Here is a 17,510-nt window from a genome sequence, read left to right on the forward strand (position 1 = left end):
AGAACACACCTCGTCTTTATTTGTTGTGCTTCTGAAATTCCTGAGGAGTCATACCCATGTATTTTTTGAATATGAGGCTGAAGTACGCAGGATCTTTAAAGCCAACTAATTCGCTAACTTCGTAAACTTTGAGCGTAACATTATTTAGCAGTTCTATCGCTTTTTGAATACGAAGCTTGGTAAGAAAACTAGAGAAGCATTCTCCTACATCGTCTTTGAACAGACGGCCCAGATAGGTTGGATTCATGTATAATTCATCTGCAATCATTTTGAGAGAGAGGTTCTCTTGGAGTCGCGAATTCATAGCCTCAATCATCATAGAGATTACCCTGCGTGTAGCCTTCACCTGTAGTTGTTCCGTAAGCTGAGGAGAAGCTGAGCACATGGATACATCACTATAATAGATAACGGGTCGGGTACTATCCTTTTTGAGCTGTTGGCATGCCTGCAGGCTCTCATGATAAGCTGTTGCGAGGGCTCCAAGATCATAGTGAGGGTTGGAGACACCCGCGCTGAAAGGCGATTTCAAGAGGCTAGACAGCTTAATCATCATTTCCTGAGTTAGCGCCTCATCGATTCTTTCGGATTGTTCATCGGGATAAAACAACATGATTATCGCTTCTTGCTCCTCTTGAATGCCGACAACATTAGCGTAAAGCGAAAAACACTCTTCTAATATATTGATTACGGCCGCATACATCGCTTGTTCAGACCAGTACTGTGGCATAACATCACCTAGGTGATTTACAGTAATGATGACAAAAGAATGAAAGGGAGGTATGAGCTGTTCTTCAAAGTAGGGTAATGGAATGCCATAAAGTAGATCAGAAAGGCGTTTCTCCCGAAGATTCTTTTCTCGCAGCTGCGAGACTTGCCTGTGTTGCTTCTTCAATTCCAGACGTTCATACACACTTGTTACGACTTCGAGGATATTTTCAACTGAATTTGGCTTGACCAGATATTCTCGTACACCGTACCTTATGGCTTGGCTGGCATAGGAGAAATCCTGATAACCAGTGAGCAGTATCGTCTCGGTGTCAGGGTAACATTCATGGATATGCTTAGAAAGCTCGAGTCCATCCATGCCAGGCATACGTATGTCTGATATTACAAGGTCAATTGCCTGCTCTTTTAACAGTTGTATCGCTTCTAATCCGTTCTCTACTGAACCAATGATGCTAAAATTATGGTTCGCACTTCCCAGCATTTCTGACAGGGATCGTCGGACAAAACTTTCGTCGTCAACAATTAACACTTTCATCACTTCGCCCCCTACCCTTGATCGAACTGTAATGGAACAGTGACTTTTACGAGTAAGCCTCCGAGCTCGCTGGTTGATAAATGAAGGCCAAATCCATGTCCATAGATTAGTTCTATACGATGATTCAGATTGGAGAGACCGATACCCGTGTGGAGCAGCTTCTCCGGATTAACCTCGCCGCTGATTAAGGCCTCTTCCATTCTTGCCTCGCTCATGCCTTCTCCGTTATCTTCTACTGTTAGCACAAGTGAGTTGCCTTCACTATAGGCCCGAATACGTATAAGCCATACTTCGCGTAGTGTAGGTTCAAGTCCATGCGTGATAGCATTCTCTACAAGGGGCTGAAGGGTTAGCTTCATAAGCTGCCTATTCATGACCTCAGGATTCACGTGCAGATCAACCTGTAGTTTGTCCTCGTAGCGTAGTTTTTGCAGGTAAATGAACCTTTCTAGTTGTTGTAAATCCTCATCAACCGTAACAAATTCCGATCCACGATCAATGCTGTATCGAAGCAAATCGCTTAGTGCAATAACCATCTGTGACTCTTCTCGCATATGTTTATTAGCCAGTGACCAATAGATGGTGTTCAATGTATTGTAGAGAAAATGAGGGCGAAACTGTGCTTTAAGAGCTACGATCTGAGCTTGTTTTTCACTGATTTGTTTGCTTGAGAGGTCAGCAATCGTATGGTCTAGGTTTTGAAGCATGGAGTTATAGCTTGAGTATAGGATAGCCATTTCTTTATTCATGGTTGTTTTTACAAACGGTAGCGTGGTTCCGCGTTCAACGTTGCTTAGCTTGGTTGCGAGATTACGAAGCGGCTTAGACAGTGTCCACGAGAAAAAGAAGGTAAATAATAACGCTGCGGCCATCCCGAGCAGGCCAATTAAAATAATATTTCTGCGAATGCCATTTAAATCTTTAACAGCTTCTTTAGAATCAATGTAAGCAAAAATGCTCCACTCACTGTAGGGGGAATAAGCGTAGGATACGAACATATTGCGGGAGTTTATGGTATTTGGGATGATTCGTGCTTTATGATTACTGAATTGACTTAGAATTCTATCATCCATATACAGACCTATCTCATCTGGATCGGTGGAATAAACAATGGTGTTGAAGGAATCAACAATTTGAATTTTCTCATTCTTACCAAGATGAAATTGGCTGACAGCGTTATGGATAACCTCCACAGGAAGGACGAGAAATAGGGTTCCTAGCCGATTTAAATCATTCCAATCATTAATTTGCCTAGCTCCCATGACCACAGGGATCGTGCCGTTCTGCCATACATCTACACCAAACCAGAGCATACGGCCGTTATTCTGGGCTATAGCTGGAAACCAATAGGCGCCGCGGATTTCTCTCTCGCTGTCCCAGATTACTTTTAAGGAGCTGCTATTGGTATATACCTGATTATCTGAAAGTCCGAGCAGCTTGAACTGGATGTCATAATTGATGGAACGTGTCTGTTGATCGATGTAGCGGGTGATATCCATAGCGTCAGTAGGAGGTGTGCGGGATTCTGCTAAGTCTCCTAGTGTTTCTTGAATCAAGGGACTGAACATGATCGTAGAAGAGAGTTTGTCGTTATCTTGAAGGATAGCGTCCATTTTACCTTGAAGCTGTTTGACGGACTCCAGAATATATTGGTTCGACCGGTTAAGAACGGCTTGGGATGACGAACGGTAGGACAAAAAAATCGTAAAAGCTACGATAGTGAAAATGATCAGTGAGAAACCCATGATTAATTGAACGAGGATGGAGATTTTCTTGGACATGTCATCACCCGCATAAAAATATATTCTTCCATACATTGTAACAAAAGCAAATGAAAGCGAATATACCTTGCCGTAAAAAACACATATTTATATGGATAATCTCATATTTTTCGGGTAGCGGATGAAAGGTTGTTTTTGCTTGTTTTAATACTGGGTTAATCTTTCTTTACTTTAAAATGAAACTTTTTGCGGTCGGATGCGTCTAATACTATGTTTTGTTATAACGAACGTGGCAAAAAGCAATTCTTCCGCTCCGCTGAGAGCGGTTGCGTTTTTGCGGGGAATATAAGAGGAGTATGAAAAAGACAGAGACCTACTTATATTTACAAATAGGAGCAGAGGAGTCATATCATGGATTTGAAGAAATTAACGTTAGTTGCTGTTTTGGCCATATCTCAGGCCGCCTCGGCAGTGCCGGCTTTTGCTGAATCTGTCAATAGTACCTCAGGTAATACCAATGCAGTAGGAGCAGCTGCCACATCTGCGACGGATGTAATGCCAGAAGCTACTGACCCATTGCCGCCAATGCCAACTGAGGTACCAGGGGGAGTCGTATCACCTACACCAACTCCAATGCCTGGGGCAACAGCTGAACCGACGACTGAGCCTACGACAACACCTGAACCTACATCAACACCTGAATCAACGGCTACACCGATCCCTACAGCAACACCTGAAACCACTACACAACCTACACCAACGGATGGTGTTCGTGCTGCAGCTAGTAATCAGCTTGTACTTATGATGAACAGCAACAAAATGTACCAAAACGGCGTTGAGTATTTGGCTAATCAGCCAATGGCCGTGAAGAATGGCGTCTCATACGTTTCGATCCGAGCTATGGTAGAACGCGTAGGTGTGAAATACATTTACGATTATAAAACGAAAGAGACCATTGTTACCAAAGGAAGCGACGTAATGCGCTTTAAAACGGACAGTAAGATCTATTCCGTTAATGGTAAAAATGTGACGATGAAAGGTCCAGCTTACCAAACTAATGGTACATTCATGGTTCCTTTGACGTCCATCACCGGGGCATTAGGCATTCCTTATACCGTTGATAATGTGCAAAAACGAGTAATTCTTACGTTGAACACGAAGCCAAAAGCTTCTTTTACAGTGCCAACTGAAATTTATGCTGGTGATCCTGTGAATTTTGTAACTTCCAGCTCTTCACCGAATGGTACGGCCATTGTCGATGAACGCTGGGAAGGAAATAAGCAAGATATCTATGATACACCAGGATTTTATGTAGTATCCTATTCCGTTATGGATGCGAATGGACAGTGGAGTGATCCTTACTCTGTGACCATCAACGTACTAAAACCAAATACACCGCCAGTCGCTAATTTCACGACAGACAAAGATTCTTACAAGATGGGTGAAATGATCACTTATTCGGATCTAAGCAGCGACCCAGACGGTGATCCAATTGAAGTGACTTGGACGAACAAAGCAGAAGCTTTCTTTACACCAGGTCCAGCAACAGTCGCTATTCAAGTCAAAGATTCACATGGCGCAATCAGCACTTTTGAGAAAACCATTAATATTTCAGATGAAATCTTGTACAGTAAAGAAGATTTCTATAGATTATTCGGTGCTCCGGGTAGCGTATTTAACATCGACGGATCGATGGTTCCAACTTGGCAGAAGGTAGCCTATAATCTTTCTTCTGAGCCATATAACCTTATTCGCAGTAATAGTCCAGAAACAGTGAATACGGAAGGGATCACGTATAAAGAAACATCATTCGGCGGAACTCGCTTTTTGGTCCACCACAAGAATAATATGAATATTAAAACGAAGGTGTATGTGATTGCTAAGAATAACAATCTGTACCCTACGACAATTACAACAGAGTATGTAGGCTTTGGCGGTCCAAGTTCATTTCCAGAAGGCACTGGTAAAATGTCTGTGGAACGTTACTGGAAGTCTATGATTACTAGGGAACATTATAAGACAACGGTCCTTCAACCAGGAGAAAGCGTATCGATTCTTACGGACCTAAACAAAATTGCAATGAAACCAGGCGAGATTGTATCCCTCCAAGCGGATTTATTTAGCGATTATCCTATTGAATATAATGTCATGATGATCGAAGCGAATAAAGATCCTCTAACTACACTTCCTACACTTCCAATATTGGATCGTGATGGGGTGCATAACCGAGGAACTTATGCTGATTCTACACGCATCATCACGGTTACCGACGAAGTAGGAACAACTCCTGCGAGACTTCTTCTCGGTGACAATTCGAGTGATTTGAATTTGACCGGTGTAGACCCAATGAATGGTACTGAAGCATCCAATGCAGGTAATTTTGGTGTGTTATACAAAATCAAATTCGACCGTGTTGCACCTAATTCATTGATTACGTTTAATCCACGTGGCGGTAATTACATGGGACCAGTCATGGTTAATGGTCAAATCGTACAAATGCCGAATTCAGGAAGTCTCTCTAGTGCTGACATGAACAGTGTGATTTATCGTACTGGCGATTATGGCGGCTCCGTGGAGATTTTGTTCACAGCAGCTTCTGGTAGTAACTTGCCGGTGAATTTCCTGGTTACACCGCTGCCAGCGAAAAAATAACAAAATAGGTCCATCCATTAAGTTATTTGGGATTCACCTGAAATAAAAGTCCGGCTGAATATTCCGCAAAGGAATACTCAGCCGGACTTTTTGTATTTATATGTATGATTTTACTCTGATGAGCGCTCATACGCGTGGTTGTTTCATTGACGGGGCATTTATTTTGGGGCATTATTAAGAGAGTGAAATATAAATGAACTGAAATGTTATGGGAGATGAGCGTATGCTGTCGACAGAACAAATATTAGAGGTCATGTCGGGGCAAGGTCTGCGAATCACCGACCAACGCAAAACGCTTGCCAAGTTATTCGGCGAGAATAAGGGTTATTTGTCAGCGAAGGATGTCTATGAGCATATGGGCCGCAAGTATAGCGGACTTAGCTTTGATACCGTGTACCGCAATCTGCGTGTAATGGAAGAGCTTGGTGTACTTGAACAAATCGTCTTTGAAGACGGAGTGAAATTCAAGGGAAGCTGTAATCATCAGGATCACCATCATCATATGATCTGCCTTCAATGCGAGAAAACCTACCCGATTAATTTCTGCCCGATGAATTTAACGGATACTCCTGATCAATTCCGGGTAGTCAAGCATAAATTTGAGGTGTTCGGTTATTGCAAGGAATGTGAAGAGAACCGGGAAGAAGAACTAGTCGCAGCAGCTAATCGCAAAAAAGGGGTCTAAGAATGGCGACCCTTCGTAGAACGATTCAGGCTCCCATTCGGGTGTACCGCAAGTACATTTCCCCGATTAAGCCTGCCACTTGTCGCTTCTATCCAACCTGCTCTGCCTATGCACTAGAAGCTATTGAAGTCCATGGTCCACTTAAAGGTTCATGGCTTGCTGCCAAGCGGATTGCTAGATGCCATCCCTTCAATCCAGGGGGACTTGATCCGGTTCCGCCTCTTGAGGAACACCCCACAAAGAAGGATTCTGCTCGCGCGACTTGACACGAGCCCTTGCCATTGGGTATATTCACAGGTAATAGTATGAATTCCGAGGAACGGATGAGTAAATCGGTACGCCCATTACAGAGAGCCGGAACGAGCTGAAAGCCGGTATGGAGCGTTAGATTGAATATGGTCCGGGAGGAACTGTGTTCGAGCGGGAACTGCAATTGAGGTTCACGTAAGATAACGGCGTGTTCCAGCGTTAATGGACAGTTCCCGAGAGGGAACTGGCGAAGCCTGATCTCTGTGAAGAGACAGGAAATTTGGGTGGTATCGCGTGAGTTATACTCTCGCCCCATTAAAGGGGCGGGAGTTTTTTGTCTTTTTATGAAAGAAAGGATGATTAATCAATGAGCGAAAAGAAAACTTTTTACTTAACTACACCTATCTACTATCCGAGTGATAAGCTGCATATCGGACATGCTTATTCTACCGTAGCTGGAGATGCAATGGCCCGCTACAAACGTCTACGCGGCTATGATGTAAGGTATCTTACAGGTACAGACGAGCATGGTCAAAAGATTGAACGGAAGGCAGAGGAAGCAGGTAAAACCCCTCAGCAGTTCGTAGATGACATCGTTGTTGGCATTAAGGAATTATGGCGCAAGCTAGACATCTCCAATGATGACTTCATCCGTACAACGGAAGAGCGTCATAAAAAGGTTGTTCAGGATATTTTTGATCGACTGCTCAAGCAAGGTGACATCTATAAAGGCGAATATGAAGGCTGGTACAGTATTCCGGATGAAACCTTCTATACAGAAACACAATTGGTTGATATCGTTCGAGATGACAATGGCGTAATCATTGGTGCAAAAAGCCCTGATAGCGGTCATCCGGTTGAACTGGTGAAGGAAGCGAGTTATTTCTTCCGGATGAGTAAATATGCAGATCGATTGCTGCAATTTTATGAGGAGAATCCGGAGTTTATTTTGCCGGAATCCCGTAAAAACGAAATGATCAACAACTTTATCAAGCCTGGTCTGGAGGATCTTGCGGTTTCCCGTACGACTTTCGATTGGGGTGTTAAGGTTAAAGGCGATGAAAAGCATGTAGTGTACGTATGGATCGATGCATTGACAAATTACATTACTGCTTTGGGTTACGGTTCCGAGGATCGTAGTCTGTACGATAATTTCTGGCCTGCTGATGTGCATATTGTCGGCAAAGAAATCGTCCGTTTCCATACGATTTACTGGCCAATCATTCTAATGGCGCTGGGTGAGCCTCTTCCGAAAAAGGTATTTGCTCATGGTTGGCTGCTCATGAAGGATGGCAAAATGTCAAAATCCAAAGGGAACGTAGTAGATCCAGTTACATTAATTGATCGTTACGGCCTGGATGCACTTCGTTATTACCTGCTACGGGAAGTACCATTTGGTTCGGATGGTACATTCACACCGGAAAGCTTTGTAGATCGGGTTAACTATGATCTTGCTAATGACCTTGGTAACCTGTTGAACCGGACAGGTGCGATGGTAGAGAAGTATTTCGGTGGAGAGCTTCCAGCGTATGAAGGAAATGTAACAGCATTTGATGGTGAGCTTCAAGCTGCGGCAGAGAATACTTATGCCAAAGTAGAAGAAGCGATGGAAAAAATGGAGTTCTCCGTAGCGCTAACAGCGATCGGGATCTTTATAAGCCGCACCAATAAATATATTGATGAGACACAGCCTTGGGTGCTTGCTAAGGATGAGAGCAGAACAGCTGAGTTGGCTTCCGTAATGAGACATCTTGTGGAAGGTCTTCGCACCGCTTCCATTCTACTGCAGCCGTTCTTGACGCAAACCCCAGCGAAGATTTGGGAACAGCTTGGCATCGAAGTTGGTGAATTAACGACATGGGACAGCGGCAAGACCTTTGGTCTGATTCCGGCAGGAACAAAGCTGGTGAAAGGCAATCCAATCTTCCCTCGTCTGGATGTGGAGCAAGAGGTAGCTTATATCGCCGAAGCCATGGGCGCTGGTAAACCGGCTGCTGAAGCGACCGAAGCAGCACCTGCGGCTCCTGTGGTATCCGAGCCTGAGGAAGAGCATAAAGAAGAGATCGGCATCGACGATTTCGCCAAGGCTGAGCTTCGGGTAGCTCAGGTCATTGCAGCTGAGCCTGTGAAGAAAGCCGACAAGCTGCTGAAGCTGCAGCTGGATCTAGGTTATGAGCAGCGTCAAGTCGTTTCTGGTATCGCGAAGTTTTACACACCGGAAGAGCTGGTAGGCCAAAAAGTGATTTGTATTGTGAACCTGAAGCCAGTGAAACTGCGCGGAGAATTGTCCCAAGGGATGATTTTAGCGGCTTCTAAAGGTGATCAGTTAACCATCGCTACAGTTCCAGACAGCATGCCAAATGGAGCTATTGTGAAGTAAGAATCGTTATGTAGAATCTATATATGTAATTGTTATATAAGAAAGGGAATGCTCCTTCAGCCAGCTAGGCTGTGGGAACATTCCTTTTTCAACGTATAAGCAGGGATAAAATTCAGAATCATCTTATTAGGATTTATTGTTGACTTATCGTAATGATTACTATTATACTTCTAATAGTAAAGATTACGATTTGAGAGGGAGATCAATTTAATGGTTGCTATGAAGTCACGAATAAGTCTGCTTATACTTGCATTGGTGCTTGTATTTACACTCACTGCATGTGGACCTAAGAGCAGTGGAAGTATAGTTGAAGGGAAAGTAAATGTTGTAACTACTTTTTATCCTATTTATGAGTTTACTCGGGAAATTGGTGGAGATGATATAAATGCCATTAACCTTCTTCCGGTTGGTGTAGAGCCGCATGATTGGACACCACGCAGTCAGGATATTGTCAATACCTCCAAAGCGCAATTGTTCTTGTACAATGGAGCAGGGCTTGAGGGATGGGTTCCTAATTTTCTAAAAGGACTTGATAGCAGCAGTAAAGTGGAAGCTGTTGAAGTAAGTAAAGGTGTTGATTTAATAATGACCGATGAAGATGACGGACATGATCATGGGGGAAGCGGCGAAGAGGATCATCACGAAGATGATGCTGATCATAATAGCCATTCTTCTGAGGACAGCCTTCATACGGACCCGCATACCTGGGTAAGTCCGAAATCAGCGATCATCATGGCGCGCAATATAAAAGAAAGCCTTCAATCTGTGGACCCTGAGCATAAAGATGGTTATGAAGAGCGTTACAATAAGCTTGCTGAACGTTTACAGGCTTTGGATAGTAAATTTGAACAGGAGCTTACCAAGCTGCCTAACCACAAAATTGTAGTTTCACACCAAGCTTTTGCCTACCTTGCCCGTGACTATAAGCTTGAGCAGCATGCGATTATGGGATTATCCCCAGACGCTGAGCCGCGTGGACAGGATTTAGTAAACCTGGCGAAGATGGTTAAAGAGGAGAAAATTAAATACATCTTTTTTGAAGAGCTTGTCTCCGATAAACTGGCTAAGACGTTAGCGGCTGAAGCTGGTGTGTCTACTATGGTTCTTAATCCTGTAGAGGGTCTTACTGCGGAGCAAGAAAAGAACGGGGATAACTACTTCACCTTGATGGAGAAAAATTTGCAAAATCTGATTATGGCTTTACAATAAAAAGGAAAGTATAAGGAAAAGGCGGTGCTAAAGCATGCAATCGGTATCCTTGGACTGCCATCAGCATATCATCGATATACAGGATCTTTCTTTTTCATATGGTGAACAGAAGGTGATCTCGAATCTTAACTATAGTGTAAGAGAACGAGACTTCCTTGGTATCATTGGTTCTAATGGCGCTGGTAAAACTACACTGATGAAGATGATCGTCGGTTTGCTTCCGGCAAGCAGTGGTGAAATCAAATTATTTGGAACGCCTGTCCGCAAGTTTAAAGACTGGGAACGGATAGGTTATGTTCCACAAAAGAACGCCTTCAACCCGCTGTTTCCAGCAACGGTGCGTGAAGTAGTGCTATCTGGTTTGTACAACAACAAGAATCTTATTCGAAGAGTATCTAAGGCTCAGCATCGTCAGTGCGAAGATGCACTAGAAGTGATGCGGATACAGGATATTGCGGAGAAAAGAGTAGGCCAGCTGTCGGGCGGCCAGCAGCAGCGTGTATTTCTAGCACGTGCGTTGATCAACCATCCGGATCTGCTGATTTTGGATGAGCCTACAGTCGGTATTGATGCTGAATCACAAGCAGGATTCTTTGAATTAATTACACATATGCATGCCCATCATCATATGACATTCCTAATGGTGTCGCATGATATTGACATGATTAAGAATTACTTAGGGAATGAACCTGTGCAAACGAACGGTAAGATTAACTTTTTCTCCCGTCATTCTCATGATTTGCAGAATTGTACAGAGGAGAACCTGCAGCACACGCTCTCTTAGGTCATAGTTAAGCTCTGGTAGAAAAAGGGAACTCTCGATTATTGTGGGCGTACATAGAGCGTGGGAGCAGGGTTTCCCTCATCTTTAATCCTTTCCGTATACTAAATACCGCGACGCTGTAAGCGTGCCCCGTTAGGGGTGAAAGCGATCCTTCTTCGTCCTGACTATGTTCAGTAACCCCACCTCCTACGCCAGTTGCACTTGACGGGTGTCCAGAGGGCAGAGCCCTTGGGGCCCTCCCTTGGAAGGGAGGGTTTGGGAGGGATCGAAAAAAGATTTTAATAAAAGATTTTAAAAATGTTTCAATTGTTCTACGGAGGAGAGTTAAAGTTGGAAATTCTATTTAGCGATTTTTTTCAGCGAGCGCTTGCGGGCGGTCTTCTGATTGGCATTACAGCGCCGCTTATAGGCGTTTTTCTTGTGCTCAGACGTTTATCTATGATTGGGGATACGCTGGCTCATGTTACGATAGCCGGTGTGGCACTTGGTTTTTTGACAGGATTTTACCCGCTGGGAGCAGGTCTTATTTTTGCAGTGGTGGCTTCCTTCGCGATAGAGAAGCTGCGCAAGGCTTATAAGAGTTATGCAGAGCTCTCGATAGCCATAATTATGTCGGGCGGAGTGGCTTTAGCCTCACTCTTTTTCACTTTAGGAAAAGGTTATAATGCAGATGTTATGAGTTACTTGTTCGGTAGCATTTATACGCTAGACAATACCGATTTAATCGTAGTAGGGATCGTAACGATAGCAGTTGTAGTAGTAGTATCTCTGTTCTTTAAGGAGTTCTTCTTACTTAGCTTTGAAGAGGATGCTGCGAGTGTCAGCGGACTCCCAGTGAAGCTGCTTAACATGTTGATTACCATTCTGACGGCGCTTGTAATCAGTACTGCGATTAAAATTGTTGGATCTTTGCTGGTATCAGCTCTACTGACCATTCCTGTGGCCATCAGCTTATTGTTATCTCGAAGCTTTAAATCCTCAGTCATTCTATCCGTCATCATTTCGGAAATTGCTGTTGTAGGCGGACTAGTGGTTGCAGGAGTTTGGAATCTGGCGCCTGGTGCAACCATTGTGCTTTTACTCATATCACTATTAGTGTTGACTTTGATTGGTAAAAAGGGTTTGCCAGCATAAACAGCGAATAAAATATAGGGTATGCCCTGAAGTGACTCGAATGCTGGAAGGAGAGCCGCTACCTTGTCTAATATCAATGCAGGAATAGCCTTAGCAGCAGGGGTAGCATCATTTATATCACCCTGCTGCTTACCGCTTTATCCCTCTTATTTATCGTATATTACCGGATTATCCGTTCAGCAATTGAAGTCAGGCAGCAATACCAAAGAGGTCCGTATACGCACAATAACCCATACATTGGCATTTATTTTAGGTTTTTCAGCGGTTTTTTACACCTTGGGATTTGGTGCAGGACTATTTGGACAATTTTTTAATGGACAGCGTGATCTGATCCGGCAATTATCGGCGATTTTGATTATTGTGATGGGATTATTTTTGCTTGGGATCTTTCAGCCGCAATTTCTACTTCGCGAACGTAAGCTTGATTTAAAATGGAAGCCGGCGGGTTATGTGGGATCCTTTATTTTTGGGATCGGTTTTTCAGCGGGCTGGTCTCCATGTATTGGACCGATTCTGACTGCGATTATCGCACTTTCTGCAAGTGAGCCTGGCACGTGGTTTACGTTAATTACGGCTTATAGCATAGGGTTCGCATTGCCATTCTTTGTCTTAGCCTTCTTTCTTGGAGGAGCCAGACGCATCCTTAAATATTCAAATGTGCTGATGAAGATTGGTGGCGTTCTCATGGTATTTATGGGCGTTCTGCTCTTTACAGATCAAATGTTTCGGATCACAGTTTGGCTACAGGGAATCACACCAGATTGGCTCATTTTTTAAGTGAAATAATCAATTCCTGCTTCTGGAAAATGTTCGAATATCCGCTCTGTGATAAACTCTCGCAGGGCGGTTTGCTGTTCATCTGGATAGACATATTTATTTTGTCCCCAGCGTCCCCATTTCTTCTTACGCTTCTCCATGTCCATTTCTAGCTTGGATTTGGGGTAGCGCTTCTCTATAACCGTCTTAGCGGTTTTAGTGAATCGATGCTGAATCATTTCGAAGGTTAGTCCTTTTCCGATTTCAGGGGGAAGGGTCTGGGCTAATTTGGCCAGTAGCTCAGCATAACCTTCTTGCCAGCCGTCATACCAAATAATTGGAGCAATGATAAAGCCAAGAGGATAACCCGCCCGTGCTACCTTTCCAGCGGCTTCAATACGCTCCTCAAAGCGGGAGGTGGCAGGCTCGAAATTTTTGATTACATAATCTGCGTTGACGCTGAAGCGAACTCGGGTATGTCCGTTATGCTCCAAAGCAAGCAGTGGTTCAACATGTTGGTATTTGGTCACAAAGCGCAGACGGCCAAGGGGTTCTTTTGCCATAAATGTAATTAGTTCTGCTAGAGAGCCGGTAATATGCTCAAGTCCTAAAGGATCTGATGTGCAGGCAGCTTCAAAAGTGGTGATTTCTGGATTGCGCTCCTCAATATATTTTTTGGCAGCATCTATAATGTCATCTGTGTTTACATATACGCGAATGTAGGGCTTTGCTCCTAAGGTAGTCTGCAAATAGCAATAATGGCAGTGCCCCATACAGCCGGTGGCAATGGGAATAGCATAATCAGCCGATGGCTTGGATTGGTCAAATTTCAAAGTTTTGCGTAGGCCGACAACAAGCGTTCTTTTGGCAATTTTATATTGCTCGACCTCAGTTTCACCAGGGAAATTCATAATACGATTATGTGATGTGGTCATACGATATGGGATATTGTTAGCCTTTACCCATTCCATTATTTTTTCACCTTTAGGGTAATTTAAAGCATTCGGTTCGAAGAAAACAAGCTCTGGAAGAAAAAGTGCAGTAGGTTTTCTGGGTCTTTTTACAGTAGAGGGCTCTGGCGTCACTATAGTCATAAATTCACGCTCCTTTTGAATGACGAGTATGTTTATTATGTCTAACTCAGCCCCAATAGAAGCATGGCAAACATGTGCAACTCAACTGTAAGTTCCTTTGAAGGACTTGCCAAGGTGCGTTAGAAACATGTATCATTGTTAGAGCAAGGTTTGGCCCGGCGCCATGCTCATTATAGAAAAGAGGTAAAGTTTAATGCCAACACCCAGCATGGAGGATTATTTGGAGCGCATATACAAGCTCATAGATGAGAAAGGTTATGCGCGGGTCTCGGATATTGCCGAGGGACTGGAAGTACACCCCTCCTCTGTGACCAAGATGATCCAAAAACTGGATAAGGACGAATATCTCATCTATGAGAAATATCGTGGGCTTGTCCTAACCAACAAAGGGAAAAAAGTAGGAAAACGTCTGGTTGATCGCCATCAACTATTGGAGGAATTCCTCGGGTTGATCGGAGTACAGCAGGAATACATTTATAATGATGTTGAAGGAATCGAGCATCACTTAAGTTGGGATTCGATTACGCGTATTGAAACATTGGTAGAATATTTCCGCCGCGACGAAGAACGTGTACAGACTTTATATGCGATTCACAACGAACTGACAAGCGATTCTTGAAATGTTTTTCCCGAAACGGATACTGTCCTAAAAGTTATGCGCAGCAAGGCTTTCGTGAGCATAATCAGTGGATAGTATAGCCGTTTCTATTTTGTTTAGTGCAACCTTTCCCAGTTTTTAGCGTCAAAACGGATACAGTCCTTTTAAAAATATAAGAGAGTATGAGTTTTATTCGGTACTTCTTATATTTTTTGCAGAGACAGATACCCCCTTTTTAGAAGGAGGCATTCTCTCATCTGCTTGAAGGATTTATCCGTTTTTTCTTATTTTTGGATACATATTTTTTAGATTTGGGGAGGAATTATGAATTATCGTAAATGGATGTTGAGCTTGTTAGTACTTATGTTGTTTCTGCCTTTATGGTCTCCTGGTGCACGCGCGGCAGCGGTGCAAATTACGATTGAACTGGATGGAGAGGCGCTGATTAGTGATGTGCCTCCGTATATCACAACTTCCAATGTAACGATGGTGCCAATAAGTGTGATCAGTAAAGGATTAAATGCCGGCGTAGTATGGAATCAAAATAGTAAGACTGTAACGATCACTCAAGGAGATACGGTTCTCAAGCTGACCAGTGGCCTGAAAAACGCATGGGTAAACGATACTTCGGTAGCGCTGGATACATCCGTGCAGATTAAGCAGGGGCGGGTAATGGTACCCATTCGTTTTGTAAGTGAACAATTGGGACTGCAGGTGTTATGGGATCAGGTTAATAAGCATATTTCCTTGATCTCCAACACTGAACCACCACAATCTGTCGATCCAGAAACACCAACGACACCAACGACACCAACAGTGCCGACGATACCGACTATCCCTGGTGGATCGACTAGTAAGGAGATGAAGGGGGCTTGGATCTCTACCGTATTCAACCTGGACTGGCCTTCAACGTCTTCGGCAGGAAATGAAGCGAAACAAAAACAGGAGTTTGATAATTTGTTAGACAAGCTAAAGGCTGTTGGCTTTAATGCTGTATTTGTTCAGGTTAGACCTTCAGCAGATAGTCTGTATCCATCGACTTTAGTTCCTTGGTCTAAGGTATTGACGGGTACACAAGGGAAGAATCCGGGATATGATCCTCTAAGCTATATGGTCAGTGCTGCGCATTCCCGCGGCATGCAGTTTCATGCTTGGTTCAACCCATTCCGTGCAACGACGGATGCTTCCACCTCAGCGTTAGCAAGTAACCATGTGGCAAAAGCACATCCAGAATGGATTGTGAATGCCGATGGTAAGAAATACATTAATCCAGGTATTCCGGAGGCTCGCCAACATATCATCGACACGGTGATGGAAGTGGTTAAAGGTTACGATATCGATGGTGTCCATTTGGATGATTACTTTTATCCTTCAAATGTTACTTTTGCCGATGATGCTGCTTATTCTACCTATAATACGAAAAAGCTTTCTAAAGCTGATTGGCGCCGAGATAATATTAATGAATTTGTCCGTCAGTTGGGAGAACAGATTCATAAGGTGAAGCCAAAGGCTTCTTATGGGATCAGTCCTTTTGGAGTATGGCGAAATATTAAAAATGATAGTACAGGTTCGGACACGACTGCAGGGGTATCTGCTTATGACAGCATGTATGCGGATGTTCGGACATGGATTAAGCAGGGCTGGATTGATTATGTCGCTCCGCAAATTTATTGGAGTTTGTCCTTTAGCACAGCTCGTTATGATAAGTTAGTTGATTGGTGGGTAAAAGAAGTCGAGAATACGAATGTTAAACTCTACATCGGGTTAGCTGGTTATAAGGTCGGAGCCAGTGATCAAAAGGCTGAATGGCAAAGTGGAGATCAAATTATTAATCAGCTCAAATATAATGAGAAGTACGAAGAGGTTGCAGGTAGTATTATGTTTAGAGCGAATGACGTCGTAGTCCGCAATCCGTTCGGATTGTCGAGCTTACTGACCTTTTATTTTAAATCCTAATAGCTTAGTTGTTATTCATAAGGAGTCATGAATGTTCCCCCGTGCTCATAGATAAGCAATAGAATCTATGGGAAACGGGGGATTTTTGTGTATGGAGATTAACGCAGTATTTGAAGGAGGAGGCGTAAAGGGGATTTCTCTTGCGGGAGCAGTTGAAGCTACAGAAAGGGCAGGCTGGACTTTTAAAAGGGTAGCAGGAACCTCCTCAGGTTCGATTGTAGCCACTTTACTAGCAGCGGGCTATGAAGGGGAGGAAATGTGTCGGATAATCCAAGGGACATCCTTTTCATCGTTTTTGAAGCGAGGTCCCATTTATAATACGGCTATCGTTGGTCCTGCGCTGCGAGTGTTATTGAAGAAAGGATTATATTCTGGGGAAGCCTTGGAGTCCTGGATAAGAGCATTATTACTAAAAAAGGGGATCATCACCTTCCGTGATCTGCCTCCCGGTAAATTATCTATCATCGCATCCGATATCACAAATGGAAGGATATTGGTCTTGCCAGATGGCTTGGAGCAGTATGGGATTTCTGCGGAGCATTTTGAAGTGGCCAAGGCAGTGCGAATGAGCTGCAGCATTCCTTATTTTTTTGATCCTGTGATGTTAAGACTAAACGGGCAGGCAGCAAGAGGGAAATCCTTTGCCGAGCAGTTTGTGTATGTTGTAGATGGTGGGCTCTTGAGTAATTTCCCTTTGTGGCTATTTGACGGCAAGAATAATGGGAGCAAACAACCTGGGAGCAGAATTCCTACGGTAGGTTATCAATCGGTAGGTAAGACCGATCCACAGCCGCATAAAATTAGAGGGCCATTCAGTATGCTCCAAGCTCTGGTAACCACCATGCTCTCTGCTCATGATGAGAAGTTTATTGAAGGGGATAAATTTGTTCGTACGGTAAAAATTCCTACGCTTGGGATTGGAACGACTCAATTTGAAATTACAAAAGCGCAAAGCGATGAAATGTATGCTGCTGGACTCAAAGCAGGAGAAGATTTCTTTAAGGAGTGGCGACCAAGATAACGAGCGAGGT

Annotated in this window: 14 protein-coding genes; 11 read left to right on the forward strand and 3 right to left on the reverse strand. The window is 43.6% G+C overall.

The window, feature by feature from the left end:
• Window positions 1-16: 16 nt before the first annotated feature.
• Window positions 17-1,261 carry a response regulator gene (locus MKX35_RS11725; protein WP_076300850.1) on the reverse strand — a complete coding sequence of 415 codons (1,245 nt, stop codon included), beginning with the start codon at window positions 1,259-1,261 and terminating at the stop codon, window positions 17-19.
• An 11-nt stretch (window positions 1,262-1,272) separates the two neighbouring features.
• Window positions 1,273-3,042 carry a sensor histidine kinase gene (locus tag MKX35_RS11730; protein ID WP_042190508.1) on the reverse strand — a complete coding sequence of 590 codons (1,770 nt, stop codon included), beginning with the start codon at window positions 3,040-3,042 and terminating at the stop codon, window positions 1,273-1,275.
• A gap of 351 nt (window positions 3,043-3,393) precedes the next feature.
• Here MKX35_RS11730 and MKX35_RS11735 point away from each other — a divergent pair, with 351 nt between their 5' ends.
• From MKX35_RS11735 to MKX35_RS11770, 8 genes are all read left to right on the forward strand, one after another.
• Window positions 3,394-5,634, forward strand: coding sequence for a copper amine oxidase N-terminal domain-containing protein (locus MKX35_RS11735; protein WP_076300851.1), 2,241 nt, complete (start codon window positions 3,394-3,396; stop codon window positions 5,632-5,634).
• A gap of 223 nt (window positions 5,635-5,857) precedes the next feature.
• Window positions 5,858-6,319 (forward strand): Fur family transcriptional regulator, encoded by a 462-nt coding sequence (locus tag MKX35_RS11740; protein WP_042190503.1) that lies wholly within the window; start codon window positions 5,858-5,860, stop codon window positions 6,317-6,319.
• A gap of 2 nt (window positions 6,320-6,321) precedes the next feature.
• A complete protein-coding gene (yidD, locus tag MKX35_RS11745; RefSeq protein WP_042190501.1) occupies window positions 6,322-6,585 on the forward strand; it encodes a membrane protein insertion efficiency factor YidD in 264 nt (87 codons plus the stop codon).
• Between the two features lie 350 nt (window positions 6,586-6,935).
• Window positions 6,936-8,948: a methionine--tRNA ligase gene (gene metG / locus MKX35_RS11750; protein WP_076284468.1), complete on the forward strand. Its 2,013-nt coding sequence runs from the start codon at window positions 6,936-6,938 to the stop codon at window positions 8,946-8,948.
• Window positions 8,949-9,167: 219 nt separating this feature from the next.
• The gene (locus MKX35_RS11755; RefSeq protein ID WP_256716417.1) at window positions 9,168-10,157 is read left to right on the forward strand and encodes a metal ABC transporter solute-binding protein, Zn/Mn family; all 990 of its coding nucleotides are present in this window, start codon (window positions 9,168-9,170) and stop codon (window positions 10,155-10,157) included.
• Between the two features lie 34 nt (window positions 10,158-10,191).
• On the forward strand, window positions 10,192-10,941 hold the full coding sequence (locus MKX35_RS11760) for a metal ABC transporter ATP-binding protein (protein ID WP_042190495.1): 750 nt from the start codon (window positions 10,192-10,194) through the stop codon (window positions 10,939-10,941).
• Between the two features lie 330 nt (window positions 10,942-11,271).
• Complete coding sequence (locus MKX35_RS11765) at window positions 11,272-12,075, forward strand: metal ABC transporter permease (protein WP_042194307.1); 804 nt, start codon at window positions 11,272-11,274, stop codon at window positions 12,073-12,075.
• A gap of 63 nt (window positions 12,076-12,138) precedes the next feature.
• Window positions 12,139-12,852 carry a cytochrome c biogenesis CcdA family protein gene (locus MKX35_RS11770; RefSeq protein ID WP_042129852.1) on the forward strand — a complete coding sequence of 238 codons (714 nt, stop codon included), beginning with the start codon at window positions 12,139-12,141 and terminating at the stop codon, window positions 12,850-12,852.
• Here MKX35_RS11770 and splB read toward each other — a convergent pair.
• A complete protein-coding gene (splB, locus tag MKX35_RS11775; RefSeq protein WP_076284470.1) occupies window positions 12,849-13,925 on the reverse strand; it encodes a spore photoproduct lyase in 1,077 nt (358 codons plus the stop codon). The genes MKX35_RS11770 and splB overlap by 4 nt on opposite strands.
• Window positions 13,926-14,118: 193 nt before the next feature.
• On the opposite strand from splB, the gene mntR reads away from it, so the two are divergent.
• From mntR to MKX35_RS11790, 3 genes are all read left to right on the forward strand, one after another.
• Window positions 14,119-14,544: a transcriptional regulator MntR gene (mntR, locus tag MKX35_RS11780; protein ID WP_042190488.1), complete on the forward strand. Its 426-nt coding sequence runs from the start codon at window positions 14,119-14,121 to the stop codon at window positions 14,542-14,544.
• 303 nt (window positions 14,545-14,847) lie between these two features.
• Complete coding sequence (locus MKX35_RS11785; protein WP_076300852.1) at window positions 14,848-16,479, forward strand: family 10 glycosylhydrolase; 1,632 nt, start codon at window positions 14,848-14,850, stop codon at window positions 16,477-16,479.
• A gap of 91 nt (window positions 16,480-16,570) precedes the next feature.
• Window positions 16,571-17,500 carry a patatin-like phospholipase family protein gene (locus MKX35_RS11790; RefSeq protein ID WP_076300853.1) on the forward strand — a complete coding sequence of 310 codons (930 nt, stop codon included), beginning with the start codon at window positions 16,571-16,573 and terminating at the stop codon, window positions 17,498-17,500.
• Window positions 17,501-17,510 lie beyond the last annotated feature (10 nt).

The sequence above is a fragment of the Paenibacillus sp. FSL R5-0923 genome, assembly GCF_038009145.1.
Classification (GTDB): Bacteria; Bacillota; Bacilli; order Paenibacillales; family Paenibacillaceae; genus Paenibacillus_AQ.

What these genes read in the sequence shown, in the direction of transcription:
- MKX35_RS11755 (WP_256716417.1), top strand. Translation starts at nt 9,168, where the DNA reads ATGAAGTCACGAATAAGTCTGCTTATACTTGCATTGGTGCTTGTATTT.
- splB (WP_076284470.1), bottom strand. Translation starts at nt 13,925, where the DNA reads ATGACTATAGTGACGCCAGAGCCCTCTACTGTAAAAAGACCCAGAAAA.
- mntR (WP_042190488.1), top strand. Translation starts at nt 14,119, where the DNA reads ATGCCAACACCCAGCATGGAGGATTATTTGGAGCGCATATACAAGCTC.
- metG (WP_076284468.1), top strand. Translation starts at nt 6,936, where the DNA reads ATGAGCGAAAAGAAAACTTTTTACTTAACTACACCTATCTACTATCCG.
- MKX35_RS11730 (WP_042190508.1), bottom strand. Translation starts at nt 3,042, where the DNA reads ATGTCCAAGAAAATCTCCATCCTCGTTCAATTAATCATGGGTTTCTCA.
- MKX35_RS11735 (WP_076300851.1), top strand. Translation starts at nt 3,394, where the DNA reads ATGGATTTGAAGAAATTAACGTTAGTTGCTGTTTTGGCCATATCTCAG.
- MKX35_RS11790 (WP_076300853.1), top strand. Translation starts at nt 16,571, where the DNA reads ATGGAGATTAACGCAGTATTTGAAGGAGGAGGCGTAAAGGGGATTTCT.
- MKX35_RS11760 (WP_042190495.1), top strand. Translation starts at nt 10,192, where the DNA reads ATGCAATCGGTATCCTTGGACTGCCATCAGCATATCATCGATATACAG.
- MKX35_RS11725 (WP_076300850.1), bottom strand. Translation starts at nt 1,261, where the DNA reads ATGAAAGTGTTAATTGTTGACGACGAAAGTTTTGTCCGACGATCCCTG.
- MKX35_RS11740 (WP_042190503.1), top strand. Translation starts at nt 5,858, where the DNA reads ATGCTGTCGACAGAACAAATATTAGAGGTCATGTCGGGGCAAGGTCTG.
- MKX35_RS11785 (WP_076300852.1), top strand. Translation starts at nt 14,848, where the DNA reads ATGAATTATCGTAAATGGATGTTGAGCTTGTTAGTACTTATGTTGTTT.
- yidD (WP_042190501.1), top strand. Translation starts at nt 6,322, where the DNA reads ATGGCGACCCTTCGTAGAACGATTCAGGCTCCCATTCGGGTGTACCGC.